Origin of the sequence: Bacillus cereus group sp. MYBK79-1, assembly GCF_051915365.1 — a bacterium.
GTDB lineage: Bacteria > Bacillota > Bacilli > Bacillales > Bacillaceae_G > Bacillus_A.
Map to the genome: position 1 here is coordinate 117,607 of NZ_JBQAEO010000005.1, position 25,857 is coordinate 143,463.

Sequence of the window (25,857 nt, forward strand, 5' to 3'; positions counted from 1 at the left end):
TGGAAAATGAAGAGAAATATGACTAAATTTCATACCAATAAGGGAGCAGGGTATTTTATGATTTTATTCCTCCTGCTCTTTTTGCTATTGTTAGCCCGATTTTTTTACATACAAGCAACAGGATCAGTTCATAATCACGATTTGGATGCACTTGCTAAGCAAAAACATAGTAAAACAGGAGTTCTGGAAGCGAATCGCGGGACGATTTATGATCAAAATGGTCATGTATTAGCGCAAGATGCAAACTCTTATAAACTTGTAGCGGAGTTAAAAGGTGCGAATCCGGTTAAGGATAAAGAGGATACTGCAAAGAAAATTGCGGGAGTACTCGGAAAAGATGAAGAGAAGATTTTAGATACGTTAAATAAAGAAGGTAGAAGTCAAGTGGAATTTGGGAAATTAGGTAAGGGCTTGACGAAAGAACAGAAGGAACAAATAGAAGCATTAAAATTGCCAGGTATATCTTTTATTACTGAAAATGCAAGAGTGTATCCGAACGGTGATTTCGCATCTTATGTCGTAGGACATGCGAGACCCGATGATAAGGGGATTGCTATAGGGCAATTTGGTTTAGAAAAGAGCTTGGATAAGTATTTAGGAGCTTCTAACGGAAAAGTAGCTTATACAGGCGATCGTAAAGGTGTGTCTCTTGACGGCGGGAAAGTGAATGTAGAGGCACCTAAAAATGGAGATAATGTATATTTAACGCTTGACCAGCGTATTCAAAGTTATTTAGAAGATGCAATGAAAGAAGCGAGTAAACATTATGAACCAGAAAGTTTGATAGGGATTGTTGCGGATCCAAAAACAGGGAAAATATTAGGAATGTCTAGTAAGCCTAGTTATGATCCGAACCAAGAGAATAATAAGTATTTTTATAATGACGCAATTGCAAATGCATTTGAACCTGGATCAACAATGAAAATATTCACGTTAGCAGCAGCTATTAATGAAGGTGTGTATAAAGGACAAGATTATTATCAGTCTGGTACATATCAAGTCGGGAACCGAAAAATAAAAGATCATAACGGCGGCGCTGGATGGGGATCTATCACATTTGATGAAGGGGTAGAGCGCTCTTCAAACGTAGCGTTTGCGATTTTAGGAGATCAAAAACTTGGTCCAGAACGTTTCCGAAAATATATTCATAGCTTTGGATTAGATGAAAAAACGAACATTGATTTACCTGGTGAAGGTTCAAATACAATTATATTCGATCAGCAAATACAGCAAGTAACAACAGCTTTTGGACAAGGTTCTACTGTAACGCCAATACAGCTTGTGCAAGCTGCAACTGCAATTGCAAATGATGGGAAAATGATGAAGCCTTATACAATTGATAAAATTGTAGATCCAATAACAGGCGAAGTAAAATTAGAACATAAGCCAGAGGAAGTGGGAAAACCTGTTACAAAAGAAACAGCAGCGCAAGTAAGACAGTTATTAGAACGCGTTGTGACATCGCCGAAAGGAACAGGAACTGCTTATAAAGTCGATGGATATTCAGTTGGTGGTAAAACAGGGACAGCGCAAATTCCGGATGGAAAAGGTGGCTATATGACGGGAAGAGAGAATTATATATTCTCATTCTTGGGGATGGCACCTATGGACGATCCGCAACTTGTTGTGTATGTAGCTGTTAAACAGCCGAAATTGAAAGATGATGAGAATGGCGCACAGCCTTTAGCTGATATTTTTAAATATGTAACCAAAAATAGTTTAGAGTATTTAAAGATTAAGCCAAATGAAATAAAAGACCCGAAAAAATATGTGAAAGAACAACAAACTGCTGTTCCAGAAGTAACCGGGAAAACGATGGAAGAAGCGAAAAAAGCAATTGATAAAGCAAAACTTCGTCCAATTGTATTAGGTGAAGGGAAAGTGCAGCAACAAGTGCCAAAAGCAACGGAGCAAACATTAAAAGGTGACCGAGTCTTCTTAGTAGGAGATAAACCTACAATGCCAAATATACAAGGCTGGGCACTGCGTGATGTTATGAATTTAGCAAAAACATTAAAGCTTAACTTAAAACCTACGGGTACCGGATACGTAACTGAACAAAGTGTGGCAGAGGGGACATTGTTACAACCTGGCACAGAGTTAGGTGTAACACTTGTACCGCCACTTGAACCACAACAAGAAGCAGAAAAACAGTAATGGTTAAAAGAGAAGAAGTTCTAATTAAATAAGTACAAGCATATATTGGAACAAGCTAGGCGTAAGGGAGGCTTGTTCCAATATGCGTGTATCAAATGTAACGGTTAGAAAACGACTTATTTTTATACTCATATCAGGTATACTCATTTTCACTATCATCGATATTCGTCTTGGATATGTGCAATTTTTTCTTGGCAATATGTTAACGGATCGTGCGAAGGATTCATGGAGTCGTAATATTACTTTTGAACCTGAACGTGGGAAAATTTTAGACCGAAATGGTGTGGAACTTGCTACGAATAAAAGTGCCCCAACTGTCTTTGTTGTACCGAGGCAAATTGAAAAACCAGCAGAGACTGCAGAGAAGTTAGCTGCAGTATTAGGTGTGGAAAAAGATGAGATTTATAAGAGAATTACAAAAAAAGAATCGATTGTAAGGTTAGATAAAGGTGGAAGGAAAATATCACATGATAAAGCGAAAGAGGTACGTGGATTAAGTTTGAAAGGTGTTTATATCGCAGAGGACTCTATCCGGTACTATCCATTTGGCAACTTTTTATCACACGTATTAGGGTTTGCAGGTAGTGATAACCAAGGTCTTATGGGACTAGAAAAATATTATGATAAAGAGCTAAATGGTGATGAAGGTCATGTACGTTTCTTTGCAGATGCAAAAGGACAAAGGATGCCTAATGTTGGCGATGATTTCAAAAAACCAGAAGCTGGTTTAAATTTAGGTTTAACAATTGATGCACGTATTAATAGAATTATCGAAAGAGAAATGAATATTGCAGAGTCGACATATAATCCAGATGGTATGATTGCGATTGCGATGAATCCGAAAAATGGTGAAATTTTAGGTATGTCGAGTCGGCCGAGCTTTGATCCAGCAGATTTTCAAAGTGTTTCTCCAGAAGTGTATAATAGAAATTTACCAGTATGGAGTACGTATGAACCTGGTTCAACATTTAAGATCATTACGTTAGCTGCAGCCCTGAATGAAAATTTAGTAGACTTAGAGAAAGATACGTTTTATGATGATGGAGCAGCTGAAGTGGATGGAGCTAGATTGAAATGCTGGAAAGCGGGAGGCCATGGTAGCCAAACGTTTTTAGAAGTAGTTCAAAACTCTTGTAACCCAGGATTTATCGAACTTGGTGATCGTCTTGGTAAAGACCGATTGTTTAAATATATTCGTAATTTCGGCTTTGGACAGAAAACCGGAATTGATTTGCAAGGTGAAGGTAGTGGGATTTTATTTAATTTAGATAAAGTTGGTCCAGTCGAGCAAGCAACTACTTCATTTGGTCAAGGAGTTTCTGTAACACCAATTCAACAAGTAGCAGCAGTAGCAGCGGCTGTAAATGGTGGAACATTGTATCAACCGTATATAGCTAAGGAATTTATTGATCCGAAGAACAATCAAGTTGTAAGTAAAAAGACACCTGTGGAAAAAAGAAAAGTTATTTCCAAGGAAACTTCAGAAAAAGTTCGGTATGCATTAGAGAATGTTGTAGCAAAGGGATCTGGTAAAGGTGCTTTCATTGATGGGTATCGTGTAGGTGGAAAAACAGGCACGGCTCAAAAGGTGAAAGATGGTAAATATTTAGAGAATAATTATATAGTATCTTTTATCGGTTTTGCTCCAGCAGATGATCCGGAAATTGTTGTCTATGTTGCTGTTGATAATCCGAAAGGTGTAACGCAGTTTGGTGGAGTAGTAGCAGCCCCAATTGTTGGGAATATTCTTCGGGATGCACTTCCTGCTATGGGAGTGAAACCGAGACAAGAACAAGTTGAGAGAGAATATAAATGGGGCGATACACCAACTGTGGAAGTTCCGAATTTAATTGGTATGAAAAAGAAAGACTTACAGACACAACTCGTCGATTTGAAGCTTGATATAAGTGGAGACGGAGAGAAAGTAATTAAACAATCGCCAGAAGCAGGAGCTAAAGTGAAAGAAGGCTCAAAAATTAGAATTTACTTCGGGAATTAAAGGTAACCTAGTACGTTTTATGGTACAATTGGTGGAAGTGAGTTCTTTATAGAAGAGTTACTTAAATTGAGGCTGTAAGAGCCTCAATTATAAATAGGTCTATTTATTAGACACAGTAGCATTTACCTCCTATTTTACATAAGTAGGAGGTAACGTGTTGCTTATTAAAAAAGAGATAAATACACAATGTAGAGAGGGTTTAGTGAAATGAAGTTGCATACACTTTTATCATGTTTGCATGATTTTCCAGTTGTTCCAAAAGAAAATCCAGAAATCACATCTATAGAAGCTGATTCACGTAAAGTGAAAGAGGGAAGCTTATTTGTATGTATGAAAGGATATACGGTTGATAGCCATGATTTTGCTAAGAAAGCAGCGGCACAAGGAGCGGCTGCTATTGTTGCGGAAAGACCAATTGATGTTGACGTTCCAGTTGTACTTGTGAAAAACACTTTTCGTTCGTTAGCGGTTTTAGCTGATTATTTTTATGGTCAACCAACACACAAGTTACATTTAATCGGAATTACAGGTACAAATGGAAAGACAACAACATCGCATATTATGGATGAGATTATGCGCGCACATGGTCATAAAACGGGGCTAATTGGAACGATTAATATGAAAATCGGTGATGAAACATTTGAGGTGAAAAATACAACACCAGATGCACTAACACTTCAACAGACATTTTCAAAAATGGTTGAGCACGGTGTAGATAGTACAGTAATGGAAGTTTCGTCACATGCTTTAGATCTTGGTCGTGTACACGGATGTGATTACGATGTAGCAGTATTTACAAATTTAACACAAGATCATTTAGACTATCATAAAACGATGGAAGAATATAAACATGCAAAAGGGTTGTTATTTGCACAACTTGGCAATAGTTATAATCATAATCGTGAAAAGTACGCGGTACTGAATAACGATGATGCAGTAACTGCGGAGTATATGAGAAGTACTGCGGCGACTGTTGTAACGTATGGAATTGATACAACAAGTGATATTATGGCCAAAGATATTGTTATGACGAGTGGTGGAACTACATTTACGCTTGTAACACCGTATGAAAGTGTAAATGTTACGATGAAATTGATTGGGAAATTTAATGTATATAACGTACTAGCGGCAACAGCGGCAGGACTTGTTTCTGGTGTAAGTTTAGAAACGGTTATTGATGTGATAAAGCAACTAGCTGGAGTTCCGGGACGTTTTGAAGTAGTTGATGGTGGACAAAATTATACAGTTATTGTTGATTATGCGCATACACCAGATAGCTTAGAGAATGTATTAAAAACAGCAAAACAGTTTGCAAAAGGCGATGTATATTGTATCGTCGGTTGTGGCGGAGATAGAGATCGAACAAAGAGACCAATCATGGCAAGTGTTGCAACAAAATATGCAACTCACGCAATTTATACTTCAGATAACCCAAGAAGTGAAGAGCCAGGGGCTATTTTAGATGATATGGTGCAGGGTGCAAATGGGAATAATTATGAAGTAATTATTGATAGAAAAGAAGCGATATACCATGCAATTGCTAACGCGAAAGTTGAAGATATCATCATTATTGCTGGTAAGGGTCATGAAACGTATCAAATTATTGGTAAAGACGTTCATCATTTTGACGATCGTGAAGTCGCTAAAGAAGCAATTACAGAGCGTTTAAACAACGAAGAGTAACAACGTGAGAGGAGGACTACATGTGCTTGAGCAAGGTTTATTAGTAACGGCTGGGGTAGCATTCTTAATTTCTGTTGCCCTTTCGCCATTGTTTATTCCATTTTTAAGGAAATTAAAGTTCGGACAGAGTATTCGTGATGAGGGACCAAAGTCACATCAAAAAAAATCAGGGACACCGACAATGGGTGGTATTGTCATATATGTATCTATGATGGTAACTTCACTTATTATGGCAATTAAATTTAATCATTTAGGTGCAGAGGTTTCGTTATTATTATTAGTGACATTTGGCTACGGATTAATTGGATTTTTAGATGACTACATAAAGGTAGTTAAGAAGAGAAATCTTGGTTTAACATCAAAACAAAAATTAGTAGGTCAGCTTGTTATTGCTATTGCGTTCTTTTTAATTGGAAAAGGGCAAGCGTTCCACACATACATCATGATTCCGGGAACAGATGTTAAGTTTGAACTAGGTTGGGCGTATTTTGTACTTGTATTATTTATGCTTATTGGTGGATCAAATGCAGTTAACTTAACTGACGGTTTAGATGGCTTATTATCAGGAACAGCTGCTATTGCATTTGGAGCGTTTAGTATTATTGCAGTCGCACAAGAGCAATTTGGAGTAGCGATATTCTGTATGGCAGTTGTAGGAGCTGTACTTGGATTTTTAGTATTCAATGCAAATCCAGCGAAAGTGTTCATGGGAGATACAGGTTCTTTAGCTTTAGGTGGAGCCATTGCAGCTGTAGCAATTTTATTAAAACAAGAATTACTACTTGTAATCATTGGTGGAGTATTCGTAATGGAAACTTTATCTGTTATTATTCAGGTCATTTCTTTTAAAACAACAGGAAAACGTGTCTTTAAAATGAGTCCATTACACCATCATTATGAATTATGTGGTTGGTCAGAGTGGCGTGTTGTAGTGACGTTTTGGTCTGTAGGATTTTTATTAGCTGTGTTAGGAATTTATATCGGGGTGTGGATGTAATTGAAAACTGTAACTGAATTTCAAAATAAAAATATTCTTGTATTAGGCATTGCAAAAAGTGGTTATGCAGCAGCTACGCTGTTACAAAAATTAGGGGCAAATGTTATTGTAAATGACGGAAAGCCTTTAGCGGATAATGTACTTGCTGCAGAATTACAAGCAAAAGGAATGGACGTTGTATGCGGTGGTCATCCTTTAGAATTGTTAGAGAGAAATATTTCTCTTGTTGTAAAAAACCCAGGAATCCCGTATTCTAATCCAATATTAGTTGCTGCGAAAGAAAAGCAAATTCCAATTGTTACGGAAGTTGAATTAGCATATCGTATTTCAGAAGCGCCATTTGTTGGGATTACGGGGTCTAACGGCAAAACGACGACGACAATGCTTGCATTTGAAATGCTAAAAGAAGGACAAAAGCATCCTGTAATTGCAGGAAACATAGGAACTGTAGCGTGTGAAGTAGCACAGGATGCAAAAGGAAATGAAGTTGTAGTTACAGAACTTTCATCGTTCCAACTGATGGGAGTAGAATTGTTCCAACCTAAAATCGCTGCGTTTTTAAATTTATTTGAGGCCCACTTAGATTATCACGGGACGAAGAAGGAATATGGTTTAGCAAAAGCAAATATTTTTAAAAACCAAACAGAAAATGATTATAGTGTAATAAATGCAGATGATGCAGATGTGATGGCTTTATCTGCTTATAGTAAAGGGCAAAAAGTACTATTCTCGACAACGAAAGAAATTGAAGATGGTGCGTGTATAAAAGAGAATGCCCTTTGTTTTAAAGGTGAAAAAGTTGTTGAAGTAGGCGATATCGTTTTACCTGGTCAACATAATTTAGAAAATATTTTAGCAGCGATGAGTATAGCAAAATTATTGGGTGTTTCTAATGAAGCGATTACCGCGGTGTTAAAACGTTTTACAGGTGTAAAACATCGTTTAGAATATGTAACAACTATTAACAATCGTAAGGTTTATAATGACTCAAAAGCAACGAATATGTTAGCGACTGAGAAAGCTTTATCTGCGTTTACACAACCCATTGTGTTATTAGCAGGTGGGCTTGATCGTGGAAATGAATTCGATGATTTAATTCCATATTTCAAAAATGTAAAAGCAATTGTAACATTTGGACAAACAGCTCCAAAACTAGTAAGAGCTGCAGAAAAAGCGGGATTAGATACAATTGAAAGTGTAGATACTTTAGATGAAGCGGTAGTAAAAGCTTATGCTCATTCTACAGATGGCGATGTAATTCTTCTTTCTCCAGCATGTGCAAGCTGGGATCAATTTAAAACATTTGAAGAAAGAGGAGACATTTTTATACAAGCTGTGCATAAACTTATATAAAGTAAATCAAAACATCAGTAGGCTAACACCTACTGATGTTTTGTTACATAGGGCAAAAGTTTCTGCCTAAAGAGGTGGTGTTTATGGGTAATGAAGAAAACGCCTGATTTTATTCTCATCATCGTTACACTTGCGTTGTTAACAATCGGAATGGTTATGGTGTATAGTGCGAGTGCGGTTTGGGCCTCTTATAAAATGGGGGACTCATTCTTTTTTGCAAAAAGGCAATTGCTATTTGCAAGTATTGGTGTAGTGGCTATGTTTTTTATTATGAAAATTGATTATTGGGTGTGGCGTACGTATTCAAAAGTAATTTTGCTAGTTTGCTTCATTCTTCTTATTCTTGTTCTTATTCCTGGAGTAGGACTTGTTCGAGGAGGAGCGCGAAGTTGGATTGGAATCGGGGCATTTTCCATTCAACCGTCAGAATTTATGAAGTTTGCGATGATTATTTTTTTAGCGAAATTTTTAGCGGAACGACAAAAATTAATTACCTCTTTTAAACGTGGTTTACTACCAGCACTAGGTTTTGTATTTCTTGCTTTTGGAATGATTATGTTACAGCCAGATCTTGGTACAGGAACGGTAATGGTTGGGACATGTATCATTATGATATTTGTCTCGGGAGCAAGGGTTTTTCACTTTGCGATGTTTGGTTTGCTTGGTGTAGCAGGATTTGTAGGGCTAATTGCATCAGCACCGTATCGAATGAAACGTATTACATCATATTTAGATCCGTGGTCAGATCCGCTTGGAAGTGGATTTCAAATTATTCAATCGTTACTCGCAATTGGACCTGGTGGATTATTCGGGCTCGGACTTGGACAAAGTAGACAAAAGTTTCTTTATTTACCTGAACCACAAACAGACTTTATATTTGCAATCTTATCTGAGGAATTAGGTTTTATTGGTGGTTCATTTGTGTTATTATTATTTAGTCTGTTATTATGGCGTGGGATTCGTATAGCTTTAGGAGCGCCAGATTTATATGGTACGTTTTTAGCAGTAGGTATTGTGGCGATGATTGCGATTCAAGTAATGATTAATGTTGGTGTTGTAACAGGATTGATGCCTGTTACGGGTATTACTTTGCCGTTTTTAAGTTATGGTGGATCAAGTTTGACATTAATGTTAATGGCAGTAGGTGTATTATTAAATATAAGTCGCCATTCTCGCTACTAAACCCTGTTTGTTAAGACAGGGTTTTTCGTATGTGCGCGAAGAAATATGATGTATATAGAAATAAATACGACTGAAATAAGAAAAGAGAAGCGGAGGAGTTAGTAGTGCGTGTATTAGTAAGTGGTGGGGGCACTGGAGGTCATATTTATCCGGCTCTTGCTCTAATAAGAGAAATAAAAAAATTAAATCCGGAAGCAAGGTTTTTATATATTGGTACGGAGAGTGGATTAGAGAGCACAATCGTTCCAAAAGCAGGCATACCGTTTCAATCTATTGTTATAAGTGGATTTAAGCGTAAAATATCGTTAGATAACGTGAAAACGGTGATGCGTTTCTTAAAGGGTGTACAAGATAGTAAACGATATATTCGTCGTTTTAATCCGGATATTGTGATTGGAACGGGTGGATATGTATGTGGGCCAGTTGTATATGCTGCAGCAAAATTAGGTATTCCAACTATTGTACATGAACAAAATAGTGTACCTGGTGTAACGAATAAATTTTTAAGCCGCTATGTTGATAAAGTTGCGGTTTGTTTTGAAGCGGCTGCAGAACATTTTCCACAGTCAAAAGTGGTTATGACAGGAAATCCACGAGCATCAGAAGTAATGGATCAGAATGGAATGAAAGGAAAACGTTCAGTAGGTTTATCTCTTCCTAAAAAATCCGTACTTATTTTTGGTGGCAGTCGTGGGGCTAGACCGATTAATGATGCTTTCGTAGAGGCAATTGAACAGTTTGGAAATAAAAGTTACGAAATATTGTATGTAACAGGTGAAGTTCATTATGACAAAGTGATGGAAGCAGTGAAGCAAAAAGGGAATCCGAATAATGTTATTATTAAACCTTTCATTCATAATATGCCAGAGGTACTTACAGGTGTAGATCTTGTTGTTTCAAGAGCGGGGGCAACAACACTTGCAGAATTAACCGCGTTAGGTAAGCCAAGTGTGTTAATTCCGAGTCCTTACGTAACAAATAACCATCAGGAAAAGAATGCACGTTCTGTTGTCGATAAAGGAGCAGCAAAGATGTTGCTTGAAAAAGATTTAACAGCAGAAACGCTTATTCGTGATATCGATGAGATTTTATTAGATGCACAAACATTACAAAATATGAAGCTGGCTGCGGCGCAATTAGGTATTCCAGATGCAGCAAATAAGCTGTATGAAGTAATGAATAAGCTTGTAAAAAAATAACGTTAGGTGAACGCCCTGCATACTACTGTAATAAGGATATTTAGTATGGGGGAGATTGTTTATGGAGCAATTAGTAAATGAGCTTATAGAAGCAAATGTTGGTCGCGTATTAGTGAATGAAGCGTTAGCGCGTTATACCACTATGAAAATAGGTGGACCAGCTGATATTTTAATTGTGCCAAAGCATGTTGCCGGTATTGAAAAAACGTTGCAGTTAGTAAAAAAATATAAAACAAAGTGGACTGTAATTGGTCGCGGTTCGAACCTTCTTGTATCTGACCTAGGTATAGAAGGTGCCGTTATTCGTTTAGGAGAAGGATTAGACCACTTAGAAGTCGAAAAACATAGAGTAAGAGTTGGTGGTGGGTATCCCCTTATTAAATTATCAACTTTACTTAGTCGTCAAGGATTATCCGGCCTGGAATTTGCCAGTGGTATTCCAGGAAGTGTTGGTGGTGCAGTGTATATGAATGCAGGAGCACATAAATCGGATATATCAAACATATTATCAAAAGCTCTTATTTTGTTTGAAAATGGAACAATGGATTGGTTAACGCATGAAGAAATGGAGTTTTCCTATCGTACTTCTGTATTGCAAACGAAACGTCCTGGTATTGTTTTGGAAGCGGAGTTTCAATTGCAGGTAGGAGAGCGTGAGGGAATCGTAAGCGTCATGCAAAAGAATAAAGATTACCGCCGTGAAACACAGCCGTGGAATCATCCTTGTGCAGGAAGTATATTTCGGAATCCAATCCCATACTTTGCAGGAGACTTAATAGAAAAGGCGGGGCTTCGTGGTTATCAAATAGGCGGAGCTCAAATTTCTGAAATGCATGGGAATTTTATTATTAATACTGGGGGAGCCAGTGCGCAAGATGTCTTATCTTTAATTGCATTCATAAAACAAACAATCAAGGATAAATTTGGCGTAGAAATGCATACAGAAGTAGAAATCATTGGAAGATAACGGTTATTCGTTCCGCTCATTATCATTTATGTTATAATAAGAAGATAAGAACGGCATGAGGAACATGCCGTTCTTTATGTTACGTAGGGGGATCGTACATGAAAAATAGTAAAGTGATTAAACTACAGGATCGTGTACCAAAGTTAAAAAATCAACAGAAGAAAAACAAGAAAAATGTTAATCATCGGTTGATTTTATACATATCAATTTTATTTTTATTAGTGCTCTTTTTGATTTATTTTCGGTCTCCGCTAAGCAATATCAAAAAGATAAGTGTGTTTGGAAATCATTATATGACAGATGAACAAGTGATGAAGGAATCAGGTGTGACGTATGATACAAGTTATTTCCGAGTGACAGCACATAAAGCAGAAGAAAACCTAACGAAACGAAAAGAAATTAAAGCAGTAAATGTAAAAAAACGTTTTCCAAATAAAATTGATGTTCATATTGAAGAATATTTAACGATTGGTTATATAAACAAAGATGGGAAATTACAACCGTTATTAGAGAACGGGAAAACACTTGATGTACTCCCGAACGGAAAACTTCCTGTTGCAGCACCAATTTTTGAACCTTTTAAAGAGGAGAAAATGAAGGAGTTAATTGCTGAACTTGAAAAATTAACACCAACTATTTTAAGGTCTATTTCTGAAATTCGTTATTCACCGACGAATGCGAATGAAGATCATCTTACTTTATATATGAACGAAGGGTACGAAGTGAGCACTACGATTCAAAATTTCGCAAAGCGTATGGAAGCTTATCCGCTTATCTTAAAAACAATTGAGCCGGGTAAAAAGGTATTAATTGATTTAGAAGTAGGGGCATATACGAAAGAATTAGGAGCGGAAGAAAAAAAAGAATAGAACGATAGTTTTTACTACGTTCCTGTAGAAAAAACGAAACGAATGTTCTATTGGATGCATCTGAATTTACAAGAATGGTTCATTTGATGAAAAAGATGTAAAAATTCTTAGATTCATACTAGGATTGGTACAAGTTTCACTTTTCTATGAGTACATCTTAGTGTAGACTTATACTTGGCGGTAATCTTTACACTTGAAATAGAATTATTTCAAGATAAGCAGTTATTCACAGTTTACTGCGATATTCTTAAATGAATGTTAAATAAAAATAAGAAAAATATAGGGTTAAAAAAGGGAAACGTATAAAGACGTTGAATATTTTTCTTATAAATAGTAAAGTTGCGATTGTTGTTCCATATATTGAGTTGTATGGTATAAATAAAGAAGGAGGTGCCAAAGAATGAACAGCAATGAAATATATGTTAGTCTTGACATCGGTACATCCAATGTTAAAGTCATCATTGGTGAAATGGTTAATGACAGCTTAAACATTATTGGTGTTGGAAATGTAAAATCAAATGGTTTAAAAAAGGGATCGATAGTTGATATAGACGAGACTGTTCGATCAATTAAAAAAGCAATTGAACAAGCTGAGCGCATGGTGGGAATCCACATTGAGCAAGTTGTAGTAGGTGTCAATGCAAACCAGGTACAGCTACTTCCTTGTCACGGAGTAGTCGCTGTTTCAAATGAAGATCGTGAAATCGGGAATGAAGATGTCTTACGCGTTCTAGATGCAGCACAAGTTGTGTCAATTGCTCCAGAACGTGAGTTTATTGATGTGGTACCTCGACAGTTCATCGTAGACGGTCTTGACGAGATTAACGATCCACGCGGGATGATCGGTGTAAGATTAGAAATGGAAGGTACACTTATAACAGGCTCGAGAACTTTACTACATAACCTACTGCGTTGTGTAGAAAAAGCAGGTCTTGAAATAGTTGATATTTGTCTTCAACCTTTAGCGGCTGCAACAGTTGCTATATCTTCAGATGAAAAACATAGAGGAGTAGCCCTTGTTGATATGGGGGGAGGATCTACAACTTTATCTATTTTTAAAGATGGAGAGTTACAAGCGACGAGCGTATTACCGTTAGGTGGAGACCATATAACGAAGGATATTGCGATTGGGTTGAAAACTTCAACAGAAAATGCAGATCAAATTAAGTTGAAATATGGACATGCTTTTTATGATACAGCATCTGAAGAAGAGATGTTTACGGTTCCTATTATGGGAAGTGATCAAACAGAACAATATTCTCAGTTGGAATTATCGGATATAATAGAGGCTCGTGTAGAGGAAATTTTAATGTTTGTTCAAGATGAAGTGCGTAAGTTAGGAGTAAAGCAAGTAGCTTCTGGCTATGTACTAACTGGTGGAATTGCTTCTATGCCGGGTGTTCTTGATCTTGCATATGATATTTTACATGAAAATGTTCGTATAGCGACTCCGGATTATATTGGTGTGCGTGAGCCCCAATATACAAGTGGAGTAGGATTAATTAAACATTCTTATCAAAAAGCTAAATTACGTGGAAAAAATGTGCAGGAAAAGCAAGAACATTTTGAACCAGTACCAGCACCAGCACCAACGCCGGTACAACAGCAACCTGCGAAACAAAAAACTCGTAATCAAAACAATAATAATCAAAATGATGACCGTATGATGTCAAAAGTAAAACGTGTATTCCGTTATTTATGGGATTAAAATTGGACACGAAAAATGAGGTTCTAGGGGGATTTCGACATGTTAGAGTTTGATACTACTCAAGATCAATTAGCGAATATAAAAGTTATCGGTGTCGGCGGTGGCGGAAACAATGCTGTAAACCGTATGATTGAACACGGTGTACAAGGTGTAGACTTTATCGCTGTGAATACTGATGCACAAGCATTAAATCTATCAAAAGCTGAAACAAAAATGCAAATTGGTGGAAAATTAACACGTGGACTTGGTGCAGGTGCAAACCCTGAAGTAGGGAAAAAAGCTGCAGAAGAAAGTAAAGAACAGATCCAAGAAGCACTTCGTGGTGCAGATATGGTCTTCGTAACTGCTGGTATGGGTGGCGGAACTGGAACTGGTGCAGCTCCAGTTGTTGCTCAAGTTGCAAAAGAATTGGGTGCATTAACAGTTGGTGTTGTAACACGTCCATTTACATTTGAAGGACGTAAGCGTGCAACACAAGCAGCATCTGGTATTGCGGCATTTAAAGAAAATGTAGATACACTTATTGTAATTCCAAACGATCGCTTATTAGAGATTGTTGATAAAAATACGCCGATGTTAGAAGCATTCCGTGAAGCAGATAACGTATTACGTCAAGGTGTTCAAGGTATTTCTGATTTAATTGCAACACCAGGTTTAATTAACTTAGACTTTGCAGACGTAAAGACAATTATGTCTAATAGAGGTTCTGCTTTAATGGGTATTGGTTCTGGTAATGGAGAAAATCGTGCTGCTGAAGCTGCGAAAAAAGCGATTTCGAGTCCATTATTAGAAACATCTATTGATGGAGCTCAAGGTGTTATCATGAACATTACGGGTGGAGCTAACTTAAGCTTATATGAAGTACAAGAAGCGGCAGACATTGTAGCTTCAGCTTCAGATCCAGAAGTAAATATGATCTTCGGTTCTGTTATTAATGAAGGATTAAAAGATGATATCGTTGTAACTGTAATTGCAACTGGTTTTGATGATAGTGCTGCGACGCAGCCACCAAAACCAATTATTCGTCCGACTGCGAATCATACGCAACAACAGCAACAGCAAGTAGCTCAACCTTCAAAACAACGTGAAGTTAAGCGTGAAATGAAACGTGAAGAGCCGGTTGTGCATGAGCGTCATACAGATTCAGATGACATCGATATTCCAGCATTCTTACGTAACCGTCGTAGACGATAAAAGAAAAGGAGCTTTCATGCTCCTTTTTTGTTTTATACAGGAAAAAGATCTGCTAAGCAGGTCTTTTTTTATTTTATCCCGCTTTAATGGGCAGTAAGACCCCCACCTCAAAATTCAGCGAAAGCAAAGAATTTAGGTGGGGGATCAACTGCCCATAAAAGTCCGATTGGTTCAACTAATAATCAGTGGGGAATGAAGAAAACCCCCACTGATTAAAGCTTCACTTTATATAATTCGATTTATCCCGCTATTTGCCGGGCAGTAAGACCCCAATCTGAAAATTTAGCGAAAGCAAAGATGTTAGGTGGGGGATGGGCTGCCCGTAAAAGCCCGATTGGTGAGGGCTGATTAAAGTTTCACTTTATATGTAAGCAAAAAAGTATAATATTTTAGTCTATGAAACATATACTTTTATTTTTTACCGACAGATTCTGTCTAGAAAGCACAAAATAACAAAAAAACACCTCCGCAAATTGACACACTTTCCTATTGGATATGCATTATACTAGTCTCAACTTAAAAAAAGAGGTGAATTGTTTGGTTGTTTACGCCGACGTTGTTTGGTTGTTAAACGCCTGCATTGATTTTCTTTTACTTTTATTAACAGCTACCGTGTTAAAAAAGAAGATCAAAAGATGGAGGCTTGTGTTAGGGGCATTTATAGGTTCAACCATTGTTATTTTTGCCTTTACTCCTTTTGCTTCTATGATGACACATCCAATTATGAAACTACTGTACTCGTTACTTATTGTGTATACAGCATTTGGGTTCACAACGTTTAGAAACTATGCACAAACTGTTTTTACTTTTTACTTTGTAACCTTTATGGTTGGTGGAGGGTTAATTGGGACTCATTTCTTTTTGCAAACGAATGAAATGGTAAATGGATTGGTTCAATCTCAATCAATTTCTTACGGTGATCCAATTAGCTGGTTGTTTGTTGTTTTTGGTTTTCCAGTAATATATTATTTTTCTAAAAAGCGTATTGAAAGCGTAGAGGTTACAAAAATACACTATGATCAAATTGTGAAATTGAAAATTCAATTAGCTGAAGAGGAACTAGAACTCGCAGGTTTAATTGATAGTGGGAACCAACTTTACGACCCGTTAACAAAAACACCCGTTATGATTATGCATATTTCATCATTAGAGCATTGCTTGCCAGCTTGGTTAACAGAACAAGTTTATTCCAAAACAGAGATTCCTCAAATACCAGAAAATGATTCTGGGTGGGCGACAAAATTACGCTTAATTCCTTTCCGAGCAGTAGGAGTAGAGAATCAATTTTTATGGGCAATTAAGCCAGACAGTGTGCAAATTTATCATGAAGGTAGCTCGATTGTAGTCAGCAAAGTATTGATTGGATTAAATACACAACAGTTGTCAACCAATGGAGAGTATCAATGTATTGTGCATCCGAAAATGTTAATTTCGCAAAAAATGGTAATTGCTTAATAATGGGAGGCGGGATAATATGATGAAATTAAAATTTTATTTAGTATACCTTTGGTATAAAGTATTGCTGAAATTAGGAATTAAGACCGATGAAATTTATTACATTGGTGGAAGTGAAGCGTTGCCACCACCATTAACGAAAGAAGAAGAGGAAGTTCTTTTGAATAAATTGCCAAAAGGAGATCAGGCAGCAAGATCGTTACTGATTGAACGCAACTTACGGTTAGTTGTATATATAGCAAGAAAGTTTGAAAATACAGGGATAAATATTGAAGACTTGATTAGTATAGGAACAATCGGCCTTATTAAAGCAGTGAATACATTTAATCCGGAAAAGAAAATAAAATTAGCAACATATGCCTCACGTTGTATAGAGAATGAAATTTTAATGCATTTGCGCCGGAATAATAAAAATCGTTCAGAAGTTTCTTTTGACGAACCGCTTAACATCGATTGGGATGGGAATGAACTTTTGTTATCAGATGTATTAGGTACAGATGATGATATTATTACAAAAGATTTAGAAGCTACTGTAGATCGTCATCTTCTAATGAAAGCATTGCATCAATTAAATGATCGTGAAAAACAAATTATGGAACTTCGGTTTGGGCTTGCTGGAGAAGAGGAAAAGACGCAAAAAGATGTGGCGGATATGCTTGGGATTTCACAGTCATACATTTCGCGTTTAGAAAAAAGAATCATAAAAAGATTACGAAAAGAATTTAATAAAATGGTGTAAAGAAAAAGACCAGCCATTATCTAGGCTGGTCTTTTTCTCTTTCGTTGTATGAGAAGAGACAACGGAAATGAAAAATGAAGAGAAAACCGCATGCATAAAATCCCCTTCAAAGGAAATACTTTACACTGTACAGCAACTCCCGATAGGAGGGAACACTTTGACGAGAAACAAAGTAGAAATTTGCGGTGTTGATACAGCTAAACTTCCCGTACTAAAAAATGATGAAATGCGTAAATTATTTCGTGAAATGCAAAGTGGAGAGATAAGCGCAAGAGAGAAATTAGTGAATGGAAACTTACGTCTTGTACTGAGCGTCATCCAAAGATTTAATAACAGAGGAGAATATGTTGACGATTTATTTCAAGTTGGTTGCATCGGACTTATGAAATCGATTGATAACTTTGATTTAGGCCAAAATGTAAAATTTTCAACGTATGCTGTGCCGATGATTATTGGGGAAATACGCAGATATTTGCGTGATAACAATCCGATTCGCGTATCTCGATCATTACGAGATATTGCGTATAAAGCGTTACAAGTAAGAGAGAAATTGATTGCAGAGAATTCAAAAGAACCAACAGCAATGGATATTGCAAAAGTGCTTGAAGTGACTCATGAAGAAATTGTTTTTGCATTAGATGCGATTCAAGATCCAGTTTCATTATTTGAACCGATTTATAACGATGGGGGAGATCCTATCTTTGTTATGGATCAGTTAAGTGATGAAAAACAAAAGGACGAGCAGTGGGTTGAAGAGTTAGCACTGAAAGAAGGGATGAAGCGTTTAAATGATCGTGAGAAAATGATTATTCGAAAACGTTTCTTTCAAGGAAAGACACAAATGGAAGTTGCAGAAGAAATTGGGATTTCTCAAGCACAAGTGTCACGTTTAGAGAAATCAGCTATTAGACAAATGAATAAAACGATTCAAGGATAAGGTTTCACCATTTATGGTGAAACCTTTTTATATGTAATATAGTTTGTCTTCGCTCATAGTAGGGAAGCTGTGTTCATATAATGAAAATAATATGGGATTAGTAGAGGGTGCTTCCTGTTAATTTGAGAAACAGTGTTTTTTCAATTCGTCATATATAAGGGAGAGGATGAAAATGATAAGAATTTCGGAGTTGCAGATGAAAGAGATAATAAATGTTTCAGATGGAAAAAGGCTTGGGAATATTGGAGACATTGAAATTGATATGAACACAGGGAAGATCGGGTCTATTATTATTTCTAAACAGGCGCGTATGTTGGGGATTTTTGGGAAGGATGTAGAAATTGTAATTCCTTGGGAGGAAATTATGAAAATTGGGGAAGATGTCATACTTGTTAGAGTAAATCCTGTTAATTCTGTAACAGAATCAATACAAACACCGACAATTTCATAAAGAATATTACAAATTCCTCTTTTTTTTTTGTTGGCATTATGAAAAAATAAAAGTATGGTAAAATAGACAGGAAGTACCATGCTTTTTTATGTTATTTTAATTAAAAGGAGCCGCTTTGTTATGAGAGAACCCTTTAAATATGTGGACGGTATACTGTATTTACAAGCGTGGAAAGAACTTGGAAACATTACTGCTGGATTTACGACAAAAGATGGTGGGGTAAGTACGGGCTCCTTTCATGCGATGAATTTAGGATTACATGTGAATGATATCGTGGAGAACGTTCATGAAAACAGACGCATTTTAGCAAATAAGTTAAAAAAACCATTAGAAAACTGGATTTGCTCTGAACAAGTTCATGATCATCATGTTGAAAAAGTAGGACAAGAGGAAAAAGGAAGTGGCGTCTATTCATATGAAGACGGCATTTCAAAAACAGATGGCATTTATACGACTAATAATGATGTTCTTCTAACATCATGTTACGCGGATTGTGTTCCACTCTATTTTTATGCGCCATCACATGGTATGATAGGACTTGCGCATGCTGGATGGAAAGGGACTGTAAAAGAGATTGCAAAGGAAATGATTCAAAACTGGAATGCAGAAGGGGTTTCAAGCGATGAAATTCATGTTGCAATTGGACCAGCAATTGGATCTTGTTGTTACGTTGTTGATGATAGAGTGTTAACAGCAGCAGAGCAAGTAGTAAACGGTTCTGTCCCTTATAAAAAAATTTCTGATGGGCAGTACGCAATTAATTTAAAAGAAATTAATCGTATATTATGTGTACAAGCAGGCATAAAAGAAGAGAATATTGTAATGTCATCTCTTTGTACAAGCTGTGAAGAACAATTGTTTTTCTCTCATCGTCGTGATCAAGGTAAGACAGGGAGAATGTTGAGTTTCATAGGTTTTAAGGAGGAAGAAAGCAAGTGACAGTACAAAAAAATTTAACAACTGTAAACGAAGCAATTAAACAATCTTGCGCACGAGCGGGACGTTCGTTGCAAGATATTAAACTCGTTGCAGTTACAAAAACGGTAGGAATTGAAAAGACAAACGAGGTAATTGAAGCTGGAATTAGTGATTTAGGTGAAAATAGAAATGAAGGTTTCTTACAGAAGTACGAACATTTCGGTAAGAAAGTGAATTGGCATTTTATTGGATCATTACAAACGAGAAAAGTAAAAGAAATCATTAATGAAATTGATTATTTACATTCGTTAGATCGACTTTCACTTGCAAAAGAAATTCAAAAACGTGCTGATAAGAAAGTGAAATGTTTTATTCAAGTGAAAACATCATCTGAAGAATCAAAGCAAGGATTGGCAATAGAAGAAACCGTTTCTTTCATTCAAAGTTTGCAAGAATTGGATAAGATTGAAGTGGTTGGATTAATGACAATGGCTCCGTTTACAGAAGAAGAGGAAGAAATCAGACGCTGTTTTAAGGAGTTACGTATGCTACAAACAGAGGTGCAGGAGCTAGAATTATTACATGCGCCATGTAAAGAATTATCAATGGGAATGTCTAATGATTACACGATTGCAATTGAAGAAGGTGCTACATATATTCGTTTGGGGACGATTTTAGTAGGAAAAGCGTAAAAGGAAGGAGAATCTTATTATGAGTTGGTCAAAAGTAAAATACTTCTTTTTTGATACACCGGAAGAAAAAGAAGCAGCTCAATATAGTTATGAAAAGGAGCAAACAGACATGAAGAAGCAGCAAGATCCGCCAGAACAACAAGATGTTACGTTTCCAAAAGCGCAACCGAAACAAAATGTTGTGAGCATTGAAACGGCAAAGCAATCTTCAAAAGTTGTTTTATTAGAACCACGCACATATTCGGAAGCGCAAGGGATTTCGGACCATTTAAAAGGTAGACGAGCTGTTGTGATTAATTTACAACGAATGTCTACTGATCAAGCTGTACGTATCGTTGACTTTTTAAGTGGTACTGTATACGCTATAGGCGGGGATATTCAAAAAATAGGACCGAAAACATTTATGTGTACACCTGAAAATGTAGATATTGTTGGTGCAATTTCAGAGTTATTCGGTGAAGAAGAAGACACAAATATAAAGAGGTGGTAATACGCCATGGAAACAGTTTTAAGGCTTTTAGTTTATGCTATCGAGATTTACTCGTGGGCACTTATTATTTACATTCTCCTATCATGGTTCCCAGGTGCAAAGGAATCAACTTTCGGAGATATTCTTGCGCGTATTTGTGAACCGTATTTAGAACCATTTCGCAGATTTATTCCGCCGCTTGGTATGATTGATATCTCTCCGCTCGTTGCGATTTTCACGTTAAAGCTTGCTACGAATGGTTTAATAAGTATATTCAACTATTTCTTATAGTAAGAGGTTAAATAAATGAGCATCTATGAACATTTCAGACCCGATGAAGAGGTCTTTGTGGATAAGGTGTTAGAGTGGAAGCAAGCAGCGGAGTACCATCAAGTGAAGTTAACAGACTTCCTTGATCCAAGACAACAACAAATTGTCACTATGGTAATAGGAAAAGGGGATGTTACTGTACAATTTGATGGTGCAACGCCACATGCAGAGCGTAAGAGAGCACTCATTTATCCGGACTATCTAGTAGTGAATGAAGAGGAATTTCAAGTAGAAGTATTGGAAATTGACTATCCTTCCAAGTTTTATACACTAGAACATAGGCAAATATTAGGTACATTTATGTCTCTTGGTTTAACGAGAGAAAAATGTGGTGATATTTTGCTTCAAGAAGATCGTGCCCAAATTGTAGTTGCCAAAGAAGTTGTATCTTATATTGAGATGAACTTACAATCTATAGGGAAAGTGAAAGTTTCCTTATCATCAGTGCAAGGAGAGAAAATTCTACAGATGCAAGAAACGTGGGGAGAGAAATCTGGAACGGTTTCTTCACTTCGTTTAGATGTTATGTTAGCTGAAATGTTACATATATCCAGACAAAAAGTACAACCTTTCATAAAAAATGGTTTAGTAAAAGTGAATTGGAAAACAGTGGAGCAAACTTCTTATGAATGTTATCCAGGAGATGTTTTTTCAGTGAGAGGATATGGACGAAGTAAATTGTTTTCTGTAGAAGGTAGAACAAAGCGCGACAAATGGAGAATTTTGTATGGTATACTAAAATGATTGGTTTTTTAGAAGGAAATCCTCCTATTTTGTCGAAGAAAAGATATAATTGAAAGAGGAAATTTAGATAACTACTTGGAGGTGGCGTTGTGCCGTTAACACCATTAGATATTCATAACAAAGAATTTGGTCGCGGATTCCGTGGCTATGATGAAGATCAAGTAAATGAGTTTCTTGATCAAATTATCAAAGATTATGAATTAGTCATTCGTGAGAAAAAAGCTTTAGAAGAAAAAGTTGCGCAATTAGAAGGGAAGTTAGATCATTTCTCTAATATTGAAGATACGTTAAACAAATCTATCGTCGTTGCACAAGAAGCAGCGGAAGAAGTAAAACGTAATGCGCAAAAAGAAGCAAAATTAATCGTACGTGAAGCTGAAAAGAATGCAGACCGTATTATTAACGAAGCGTTAGTAAAATCAAGAAAAGTTGCTTTTGATATTGAAGAGTTAAAGAAACAAGCGAAAGTATTCCGCACTCGTTTCCGTATGTTATTAGAAACACAGCTTGAAATGTTAAACAACGATGATTGGGATAAGCTAATTGAGTTAGAAGACGAAGTAGATGAACTGTTGAAAAAAGAAGAAACAGTGTAAGCTTGACGTTTTTCTCATTATTACATATAATTTTAAACAACATATTTATTAAGAAAAACGAAGATAGGGATAAGTACCTTTTTCATACCTTATATAGCGAACTGAGGATGGTGTAAGCTCAGGATAAGGAGATAATGGGGAATATCACCCTGGAGTTCCGCGCTGAACAAATAGAGTAAGCGTAGGCGTATATTCGCGTTAAGAATATAAAGAGGATTGTATACATACGTATAGGATCTACTAGGGTGGTACCGCGGGAGACTTTCTCGTCCCTTTTTGGGATGAGAAGGTCTCTTTTTTATTCCGTTTTTTAAGTGTTTCTTTTATACATGTAAGGAGGAATTGAGCATGGAGTACAAAAATACATTACTAATGCCAAAAACAGAGTTCCCAATGCGTGGGAATTTACCAAAACGTGAGCCTGCAATGCAAGAACAGTGGGCTGAAATGAATATTTATGAAAAGGTACAAGAACATACGAAAGGTCGTCCTTTATTTGTACTGCATGATGGACCTCCATATGCGAATGGTGACATTCATATGGGACATGCATTAAATAAAGTGTTAAAAGACTTTATTGTTCGTTATAAATCAATGACTGGTTACTGCGCACCATATGTACCGGGTTGGGATACACACGGTTTACCAATTGAGCAAGCTTTAACAAATAAAGGTGTAAAGCGTAAAGAAATGACAGTTGCTGAGTTCCGTAAGTTATGTGCAGAGTATGCATATGAACAAGTAGAACGTCAACGTGAACAATTTAAGTGTTTAGGTGTACGTGCAGATTGGGATAACCCATATATTACTTTAGAGCCGGCTTATGAAGCACAACAAATTAAAGTGTTTGGTGATATGGCGAAAAAAGGTTATATCTATAAAGGACAAAAACCAGTTTACTGGTCTCCAACGAGTGAATCAGCTTTAGCAGAAGCTGAAATTGAATACCAAGATAAAAAATCAGCATCTATTTACGTAGCATTCCCTGTAAAAGATGGAAAGAACGTATTAGAAGGTGATGAGAAATTCATTATCTGGACAACAACACCTTGGACGTTACCTGCAAACTTAGGTATTTCTGTTCACCCAGAACTTGAATACGCTATTGTAAAAATAAATGATGAAAAATATATTATTGCTTCTGAACTATTTGAGACAGTTGCAAAAACGTTAGAGTGGGAAAATGCTGAAGTTGTGAAAACGGTAAAAGGTAGCGAACTTGAGTACACAGTTGCAAAACATCCATTCTACGATCGTGATTCATTAGTTATGCTAGGGGATCACGTAACAACAGATGCAGGTACAGGTTGTGTTCATACAGCACCAGGACACGGGGAAGATGACTTCGTTGTTGGTAAAAAGTATGGATTAGAAGTACTTTGCCCAGTTGATGATAAAGGTGTATTAACAAATGAAGCACCTGGATTTGAAGGCTTATTCTATGATAAAGCTAACAAGCCAATTACAGAAAAATTAGAAGAAGTAGGCGCGTTACTGAAACTAACATTCATTACGCATTCATACCCACATGATTGGAGAACGAAAAAACCAATTATTTTCCGTGCGACAGCACAGTGGTTTGCATCTATTGAAGCGTTCCGTAAAGAATTATTAGAAGCTGTTGCGGAAACAAAATGGGTACCAGCATGGGGAGAAACTCGTCTTCATAATATGGTTCGTGACCGTGGTGACTGGTGTATTTCTCGTCAGCGTGCATGGGGTGTGCCAATCCCTGTATTCTATGCAGAGAATGGTGACCCAATTATTACAGATGAAACAATTAACCATGTAGCAGAGTTATTCCGTGAGCACGGTTCTAACGTATGGTTCGAGCGTGAAGCGAAAGATCTATTACCAGAAGGATTTACACATACAGGTAGCCCGAATGGTGAATTCCGTAAAGAAACAGACATCATGGATGTATGGTTCGATTCAGGTTCTTCTCACCAAGCGGTATTAGAAGAGCGCGAAGACTTACAACGTCCAGCAGATTTATATTTAGAAGGATCTGACCAGTATCGTGGTTGGTTTAACTCTTCATTATCAACAGCAGTTGCTGTAACAGGTAAAGCTCCATATAAAGGTGTACTAAGCCATGGTTTCGTATTAGATGGTGAAGGACGTAAAATGAGTAAGTCGATTGGAAACATCGTCGTACCGAAGAAAATTATGGATCAATTAGGTGGAGATATTTTACGCTTATGGGTATCTTCGGTTGACTATCAATCTGATGTACGTATTTCAGATGATATTTTAAAACAAGTAGCAGAAGTGTATCGTAAAATCCGTAACACATTCCGTTTCTTATTAGGGAACTTAGATGACTTTAAGCCAAGTGAAAATACAGTAGCTGTAGCTGAACTTCGTGAAGTAGATCGTTACATGTTAGTGAAATTAAATGACTTAATTACAAAAGTAAAAGAAGCATATGAAACATACGACTTCGCTGCTGTGTATCATGCAATTCATAACTTCTGTACAATTGATTTAAGTTCATTCTACTTAGATTTTGCAAAAGACATTTTATACATTGAAGGTGCAAACCATGAAGATCGTCGTGCAATTCAAACTGTATTATATGATGTTCTTGTTGCATTGACGAAACTTGTAACTCCAATCTTACCGCATACAGCTGATGAAGTATGGCCATACATTCCAGGTGTAACAGAAGAAAGTGTACAATTAACTAATATGCCAGAAGCTGTACAATTAGATGGTGAGGAAGCATTAAAAACAAAATGGGATGCATTTATGACATTGCGTGATGACGTATTAAAAGCGTTAGAAGTAGCTCGTAATGAAAAAGTAATCGGTAAGTCATTAAATGCAAGTATTACGCTATATCCAACTGCAGAAATGAAAGCTATGTTAGAGTCTATTAGTGAAGACTTAAAGCAATTATTCATCGTTTCTGAGTATAAACTTGGTGGCATGATGGAAGAAGCGCCAGCAGATGCGCCGAAGTATGAGCATACAGCCGTTGTTGTTGCTCAAGCAACTGGTGAAACATGTGAACGTTGTTGGGTAGTTTCAGAAACAATTGGTAAAGATGCTGAACATGAAACATTATGTGAGCGTTGTGCGACAGTTGTTAAAGAAAACTACGTAAAATAATAAAAAAACTGACTGTGCATAAGTGCAGTCAGTTTTTTTATTGACGATATATTGAAATAACTTTCACTCTCTTTCCTATGAAGGAAAAATGTGTGTGAGGTAAG

At 36.8% G+C, this 25,857-nt stretch carries 22 protein-coding genes and 1 other annotated feature; all 22 genes read left to right on the forward strand.

The genetic code is table 11. The annotated features are described in order from the left end of the window. Positions 1-6 precede the first annotated feature (6 nt). The 22 genes from ACTFOB_RS11050 (at position 7) to ileS2 (ending at position 25,753) form a co-directional block, all read left to right on the forward strand. Positions 7-2,157: a penicillin-binding protein gene (locus ACTFOB_RS11050; RefSeq protein ID WP_440025926.1), complete on the forward strand. Its 2,151-nt coding sequence runs from the start codon at positions 7-9 to the stop codon at positions 2,155-2,157. An 82-nt stretch (positions 2,158-2,239) separates the two neighbouring features. Further along, positions 2,240-4,156 carry a stage V sporulation protein D gene (locus ACTFOB_RS11055; RefSeq protein WP_440025927.1) on the forward strand — a complete coding sequence of 639 codons (1,917 nt, stop codon included), beginning with the start codon at positions 2,240-2,242 and terminating at the stop codon, positions 4,154-4,156. A 207-nt stretch (positions 4,157-4,363) separates the two neighbouring features. Then, positions 4,364-5,839 (forward strand): UDP-N-acetylmuramoyl-L-alanyl-D-glutamate--2,6-diaminopimelate ligase, encoded by a 1,476-nt coding sequence (murE, locus tag ACTFOB_RS11060; RefSeq protein WP_440025928.1) that lies wholly within the window; start codon positions 4,364-4,366, stop codon positions 5,837-5,839. 22 nt (positions 5,840-5,861) lie between these two features. Further along, the gene (gene mraY / locus ACTFOB_RS11065; RefSeq protein ID WP_000893058.1) at positions 5,862-6,836 is read left to right on the forward strand and encodes a phospho-N-acetylmuramoyl-pentapeptide-transferase; all 975 of its coding nucleotides are present in this window, start codon (positions 5,862-5,864) and stop codon (positions 6,834-6,836) included. Further along, positions 6,837-8,189, forward strand: a complete 1,353-nt coding sequence (gene murD / locus ACTFOB_RS11070; protein ID WP_440025929.1) for a UDP-N-acetylmuramoyl-L-alanine--D-glutamate ligase — start codon at positions 6,837-6,839, stop codon at positions 8,187-8,189. Between the two features lie 90 nt (positions 8,190-8,279). Continuing rightward, positions 8,280-9,371 carry a stage V sporulation protein E gene (gene spoVE / locus ACTFOB_RS11075; protein WP_440025930.1) on the forward strand — a complete coding sequence of 364 codons (1,092 nt, stop codon included), beginning with the start codon at positions 8,280-8,282 and terminating at the stop codon, positions 9,369-9,371. Between the two features lie 104 nt (positions 9,372-9,475). Next, a complete protein-coding gene (gene murG, locus ACTFOB_RS11080; RefSeq protein WP_061678246.1) occupies positions 9,476-10,570 on the forward strand; it encodes an undecaprenyldiphospho-muramoylpentapeptide beta-N-acetylglucosaminyltransferase in 1,095 nt (364 codons plus the stop codon). 61 nt (positions 10,571-10,631) lie between these two features. Next, positions 10,632-11,537, forward strand: coding sequence for a UDP-N-acetylmuramate dehydrogenase (gene murB / locus ACTFOB_RS11085; protein ID WP_440025931.1), 906 nt, complete (start codon positions 10,632-10,634; stop codon positions 11,535-11,537). Between the two features lie 98 nt (positions 11,538-11,635). Further along, positions 11,636-12,406, forward strand: a complete 771-nt coding sequence (gene divIB / locus ACTFOB_RS11090; RefSeq protein ID WP_000798232.1) for a cell division protein DivIB — start codon at positions 11,636-11,638, stop codon at positions 12,404-12,406. Positions 12,407-12,806: 400 nt separating this feature from the next. Then, positions 12,807-14,114: a cell division protein FtsA gene (gene ftsA / locus ACTFOB_RS11095; RefSeq protein ID WP_001087544.1), complete on the forward strand. Its 1,308-nt coding sequence runs from the start codon at positions 12,807-12,809 to the stop codon at positions 14,112-14,114. Positions 14,115-14,153: 39 nt separating this feature from the next. Further along, on the forward strand, positions 14,154-15,308 hold the full coding sequence (ftsZ, locus tag ACTFOB_RS11100; RefSeq protein ID WP_000888981.1) for a cell division protein FtsZ: 1,155 nt from the start codon (positions 14,154-14,156) through the stop codon (positions 15,306-15,308). A 537-nt stretch (positions 15,309-15,845) separates the two neighbouring features. Next, positions 15,846-16,763: a sigma-E processing peptidase SpoIIGA gene (spoIIGA, locus tag ACTFOB_RS11105; RefSeq protein ID WP_440025932.1), complete on the forward strand. Its 918-nt coding sequence runs from the start codon at positions 15,846-15,848 to the stop codon at positions 16,761-16,763. 19 nt (positions 16,764-16,782) lie between these two features. Further along, positions 16,783-17,502, forward strand: coding sequence for an RNA polymerase sporulation sigma factor SigE (gene sigE, locus ACTFOB_RS11110; protein WP_000976947.1), 720 nt, complete (start codon positions 16,783-16,785; stop codon positions 17,500-17,502). 157 nt (positions 17,503-17,659) lie between these two features. After that, on the forward strand, positions 17,660-18,439 hold the full coding sequence (gene sigG, locus ACTFOB_RS11115) for an RNA polymerase sporulation sigma factor SigG (protein WP_440025933.1): 780 nt from the start codon (positions 17,660-17,662) through the stop codon (positions 18,437-18,439). Between the two features lie 172 nt (positions 18,440-18,611). Beyond that, complete coding sequence (locus ACTFOB_RS11120) at positions 18,612-18,890, forward strand: YlmC/YmxH family sporulation protein (RefSeq protein WP_000619414.1); 279 nt, start codon at positions 18,612-18,614, stop codon at positions 18,888-18,890. Between the two features lie 120 nt (positions 18,891-19,010). Beyond that, the gene (gene pgeF / locus ACTFOB_RS11125; RefSeq protein WP_440025934.1) at positions 19,011-19,829 is read left to right on the forward strand and encodes a peptidoglycan editing factor PgeF; all 819 of its coding nucleotides are present in this window, start codon (positions 19,011-19,013) and stop codon (positions 19,827-19,829) included. Then, entirely contained in the window at positions 19,826-20,500 is a 675-nt protein-coding gene (locus tag ACTFOB_RS11130) for a YggS family pyridoxal phosphate-dependent enzyme (protein ID WP_440025935.1), read from the forward strand. Before pgeF ends, ACTFOB_RS11130 begins: the two co-directional genes overlap by 4 nt. A gap of 19 nt (positions 20,501-20,519) precedes the next feature. Then, positions 20,520-20,990 carry a cell division protein SepF gene (locus ACTFOB_RS11135; protein ID WP_064474974.1) on the forward strand — a complete coding sequence of 157 codons (471 nt, stop codon included), beginning with the start codon at positions 20,520-20,522 and terminating at the stop codon, positions 20,988-20,990. A 6-nt stretch (positions 20,991-20,996) separates the two neighbouring features. Beyond that, positions 20,997-21,260, forward strand: coding sequence for a YggT family protein (locus ACTFOB_RS11140; protein WP_064474975.1), 264 nt, complete (start codon positions 20,997-20,999; stop codon positions 21,258-21,260). A 15-nt stretch (positions 21,261-21,275) separates the two neighbouring features. Next, the gene (locus ACTFOB_RS11145) at positions 21,276-22,043 is read left to right on the forward strand and encodes an RNA-binding protein (RefSeq protein ID WP_440025936.1); all 768 of its coding nucleotides are present in this window, start codon (positions 21,276-21,278) and stop codon (positions 22,041-22,043) included. 89 nt (positions 22,044-22,132) lie between these two features. Beyond that, positions 22,133-22,639, forward strand: coding sequence for a septum site-determining protein DivIVA (gene divIVA, locus ACTFOB_RS11150; protein ID WP_001131611.1), 507 nt, complete (start codon positions 22,133-22,135; stop codon positions 22,637-22,639). Positions 22,640-22,690: 51 nt separating this feature from the next. Next, positions 22,691-22,916: a binding site (T-box leader), on the forward strand. 71 nt (positions 22,917-22,987) lie between these two features. Further along, complete coding sequence (ileS2, locus tag ACTFOB_RS11155; protein WP_440025937.1) at positions 22,988-25,753, forward strand: isoleucine--tRNA ligase; 2,766 nt, start codon at positions 22,988-22,990, stop codon at positions 25,751-25,753. Positions 25,754-25,857 lie beyond the last annotated feature (104 nt).

Excerpts from the sequence above, each read along its gene's own strand:
- ACTFOB_RS11120 (WP_000619414.1), top strand. The coding sequence starts at position 18,612 with ATGATAAGAATTTCGGAGTTGCAGATGAAAGAGATAATAAATGTTTCA.
- ACTFOB_RS11050 (WP_440025926.1), top strand. The coding sequence starts at position 7 with ATGAAGAGAAATATGACTAAATTTCATACCAATAAGGGAGCAGGGTAT.
- spoVE (WP_440025930.1), top strand. The coding sequence starts at position 8,280 with ATGAAGAAAACGCCTGATTTTATTCTCATCATCGTTACACTTGCGTTG.
- ACTFOB_RS11145 (WP_440025936.1), top strand. The coding sequence starts at position 21,276 with ATGAGCATCTATGAACATTTCAGACCCGATGAAGAGGTCTTTGTGGAT.
- pgeF (WP_440025934.1), top strand. The coding sequence starts at position 19,011 with ATGAGAGAACCCTTTAAATATGTGGACGGTATACTGTATTTACAAGCG.
- ileS2 (WP_440025937.1), top strand. The coding sequence starts at position 22,988 with ATGGAGTACAAAAATACATTACTAATGCCAAAAACAGAGTTCCCAATG.
- divIB (WP_000798232.1), top strand. The coding sequence starts at position 11,636 with ATGAAAAATAGTAAAGTGATTAAACTACAGGATCGTGTACCAAAGTTA.
- murB (WP_440025931.1), top strand. The coding sequence starts at position 10,632 with ATGGAGCAATTAGTAAATGAGCTTATAGAAGCAAATGTTGGTCGCGTA.
- ACTFOB_RS11140 (WP_064474975.1), top strand. The coding sequence starts at position 20,997 with ATGGAAACAGTTTTAAGGCTTTTAGTTTATGCTATCGAGATTTACTCG.
- murE (WP_440025928.1), top strand. The coding sequence starts at position 4,364 with ATGAAGTTGCATACACTTTTATCATGTTTGCATGATTTTCCAGTTGTT.
- ftsZ (WP_000888981.1), top strand. The coding sequence starts at position 14,154 with ATGTTAGAGTTTGATACTACTCAAGATCAATTAGCGAATATAAAAGTT.
- ACTFOB_RS11055 (WP_440025927.1), top strand. The coding sequence starts at position 2,240 with ATGCGTGTATCAAATGTAACGGTTAGAAAACGACTTATTTTTATACTC.
- ACTFOB_RS11135 (WP_064474974.1), top strand. The coding sequence starts at position 20,520 with ATGAGTTGGTCAAAAGTAAAATACTTCTTTTTTGATACACCGGAAGAA.
- sigE (WP_000976947.1), top strand. The coding sequence starts at position 16,783 with ATGATGAAATTAAAATTTTATTTAGTATACCTTTGGTATAAAGTATTG.
- ftsA (WP_001087544.1), top strand. The coding sequence starts at position 12,807 with ATGAACAGCAATGAAATATATGTTAGTCTTGACATCGGTACATCCAAT.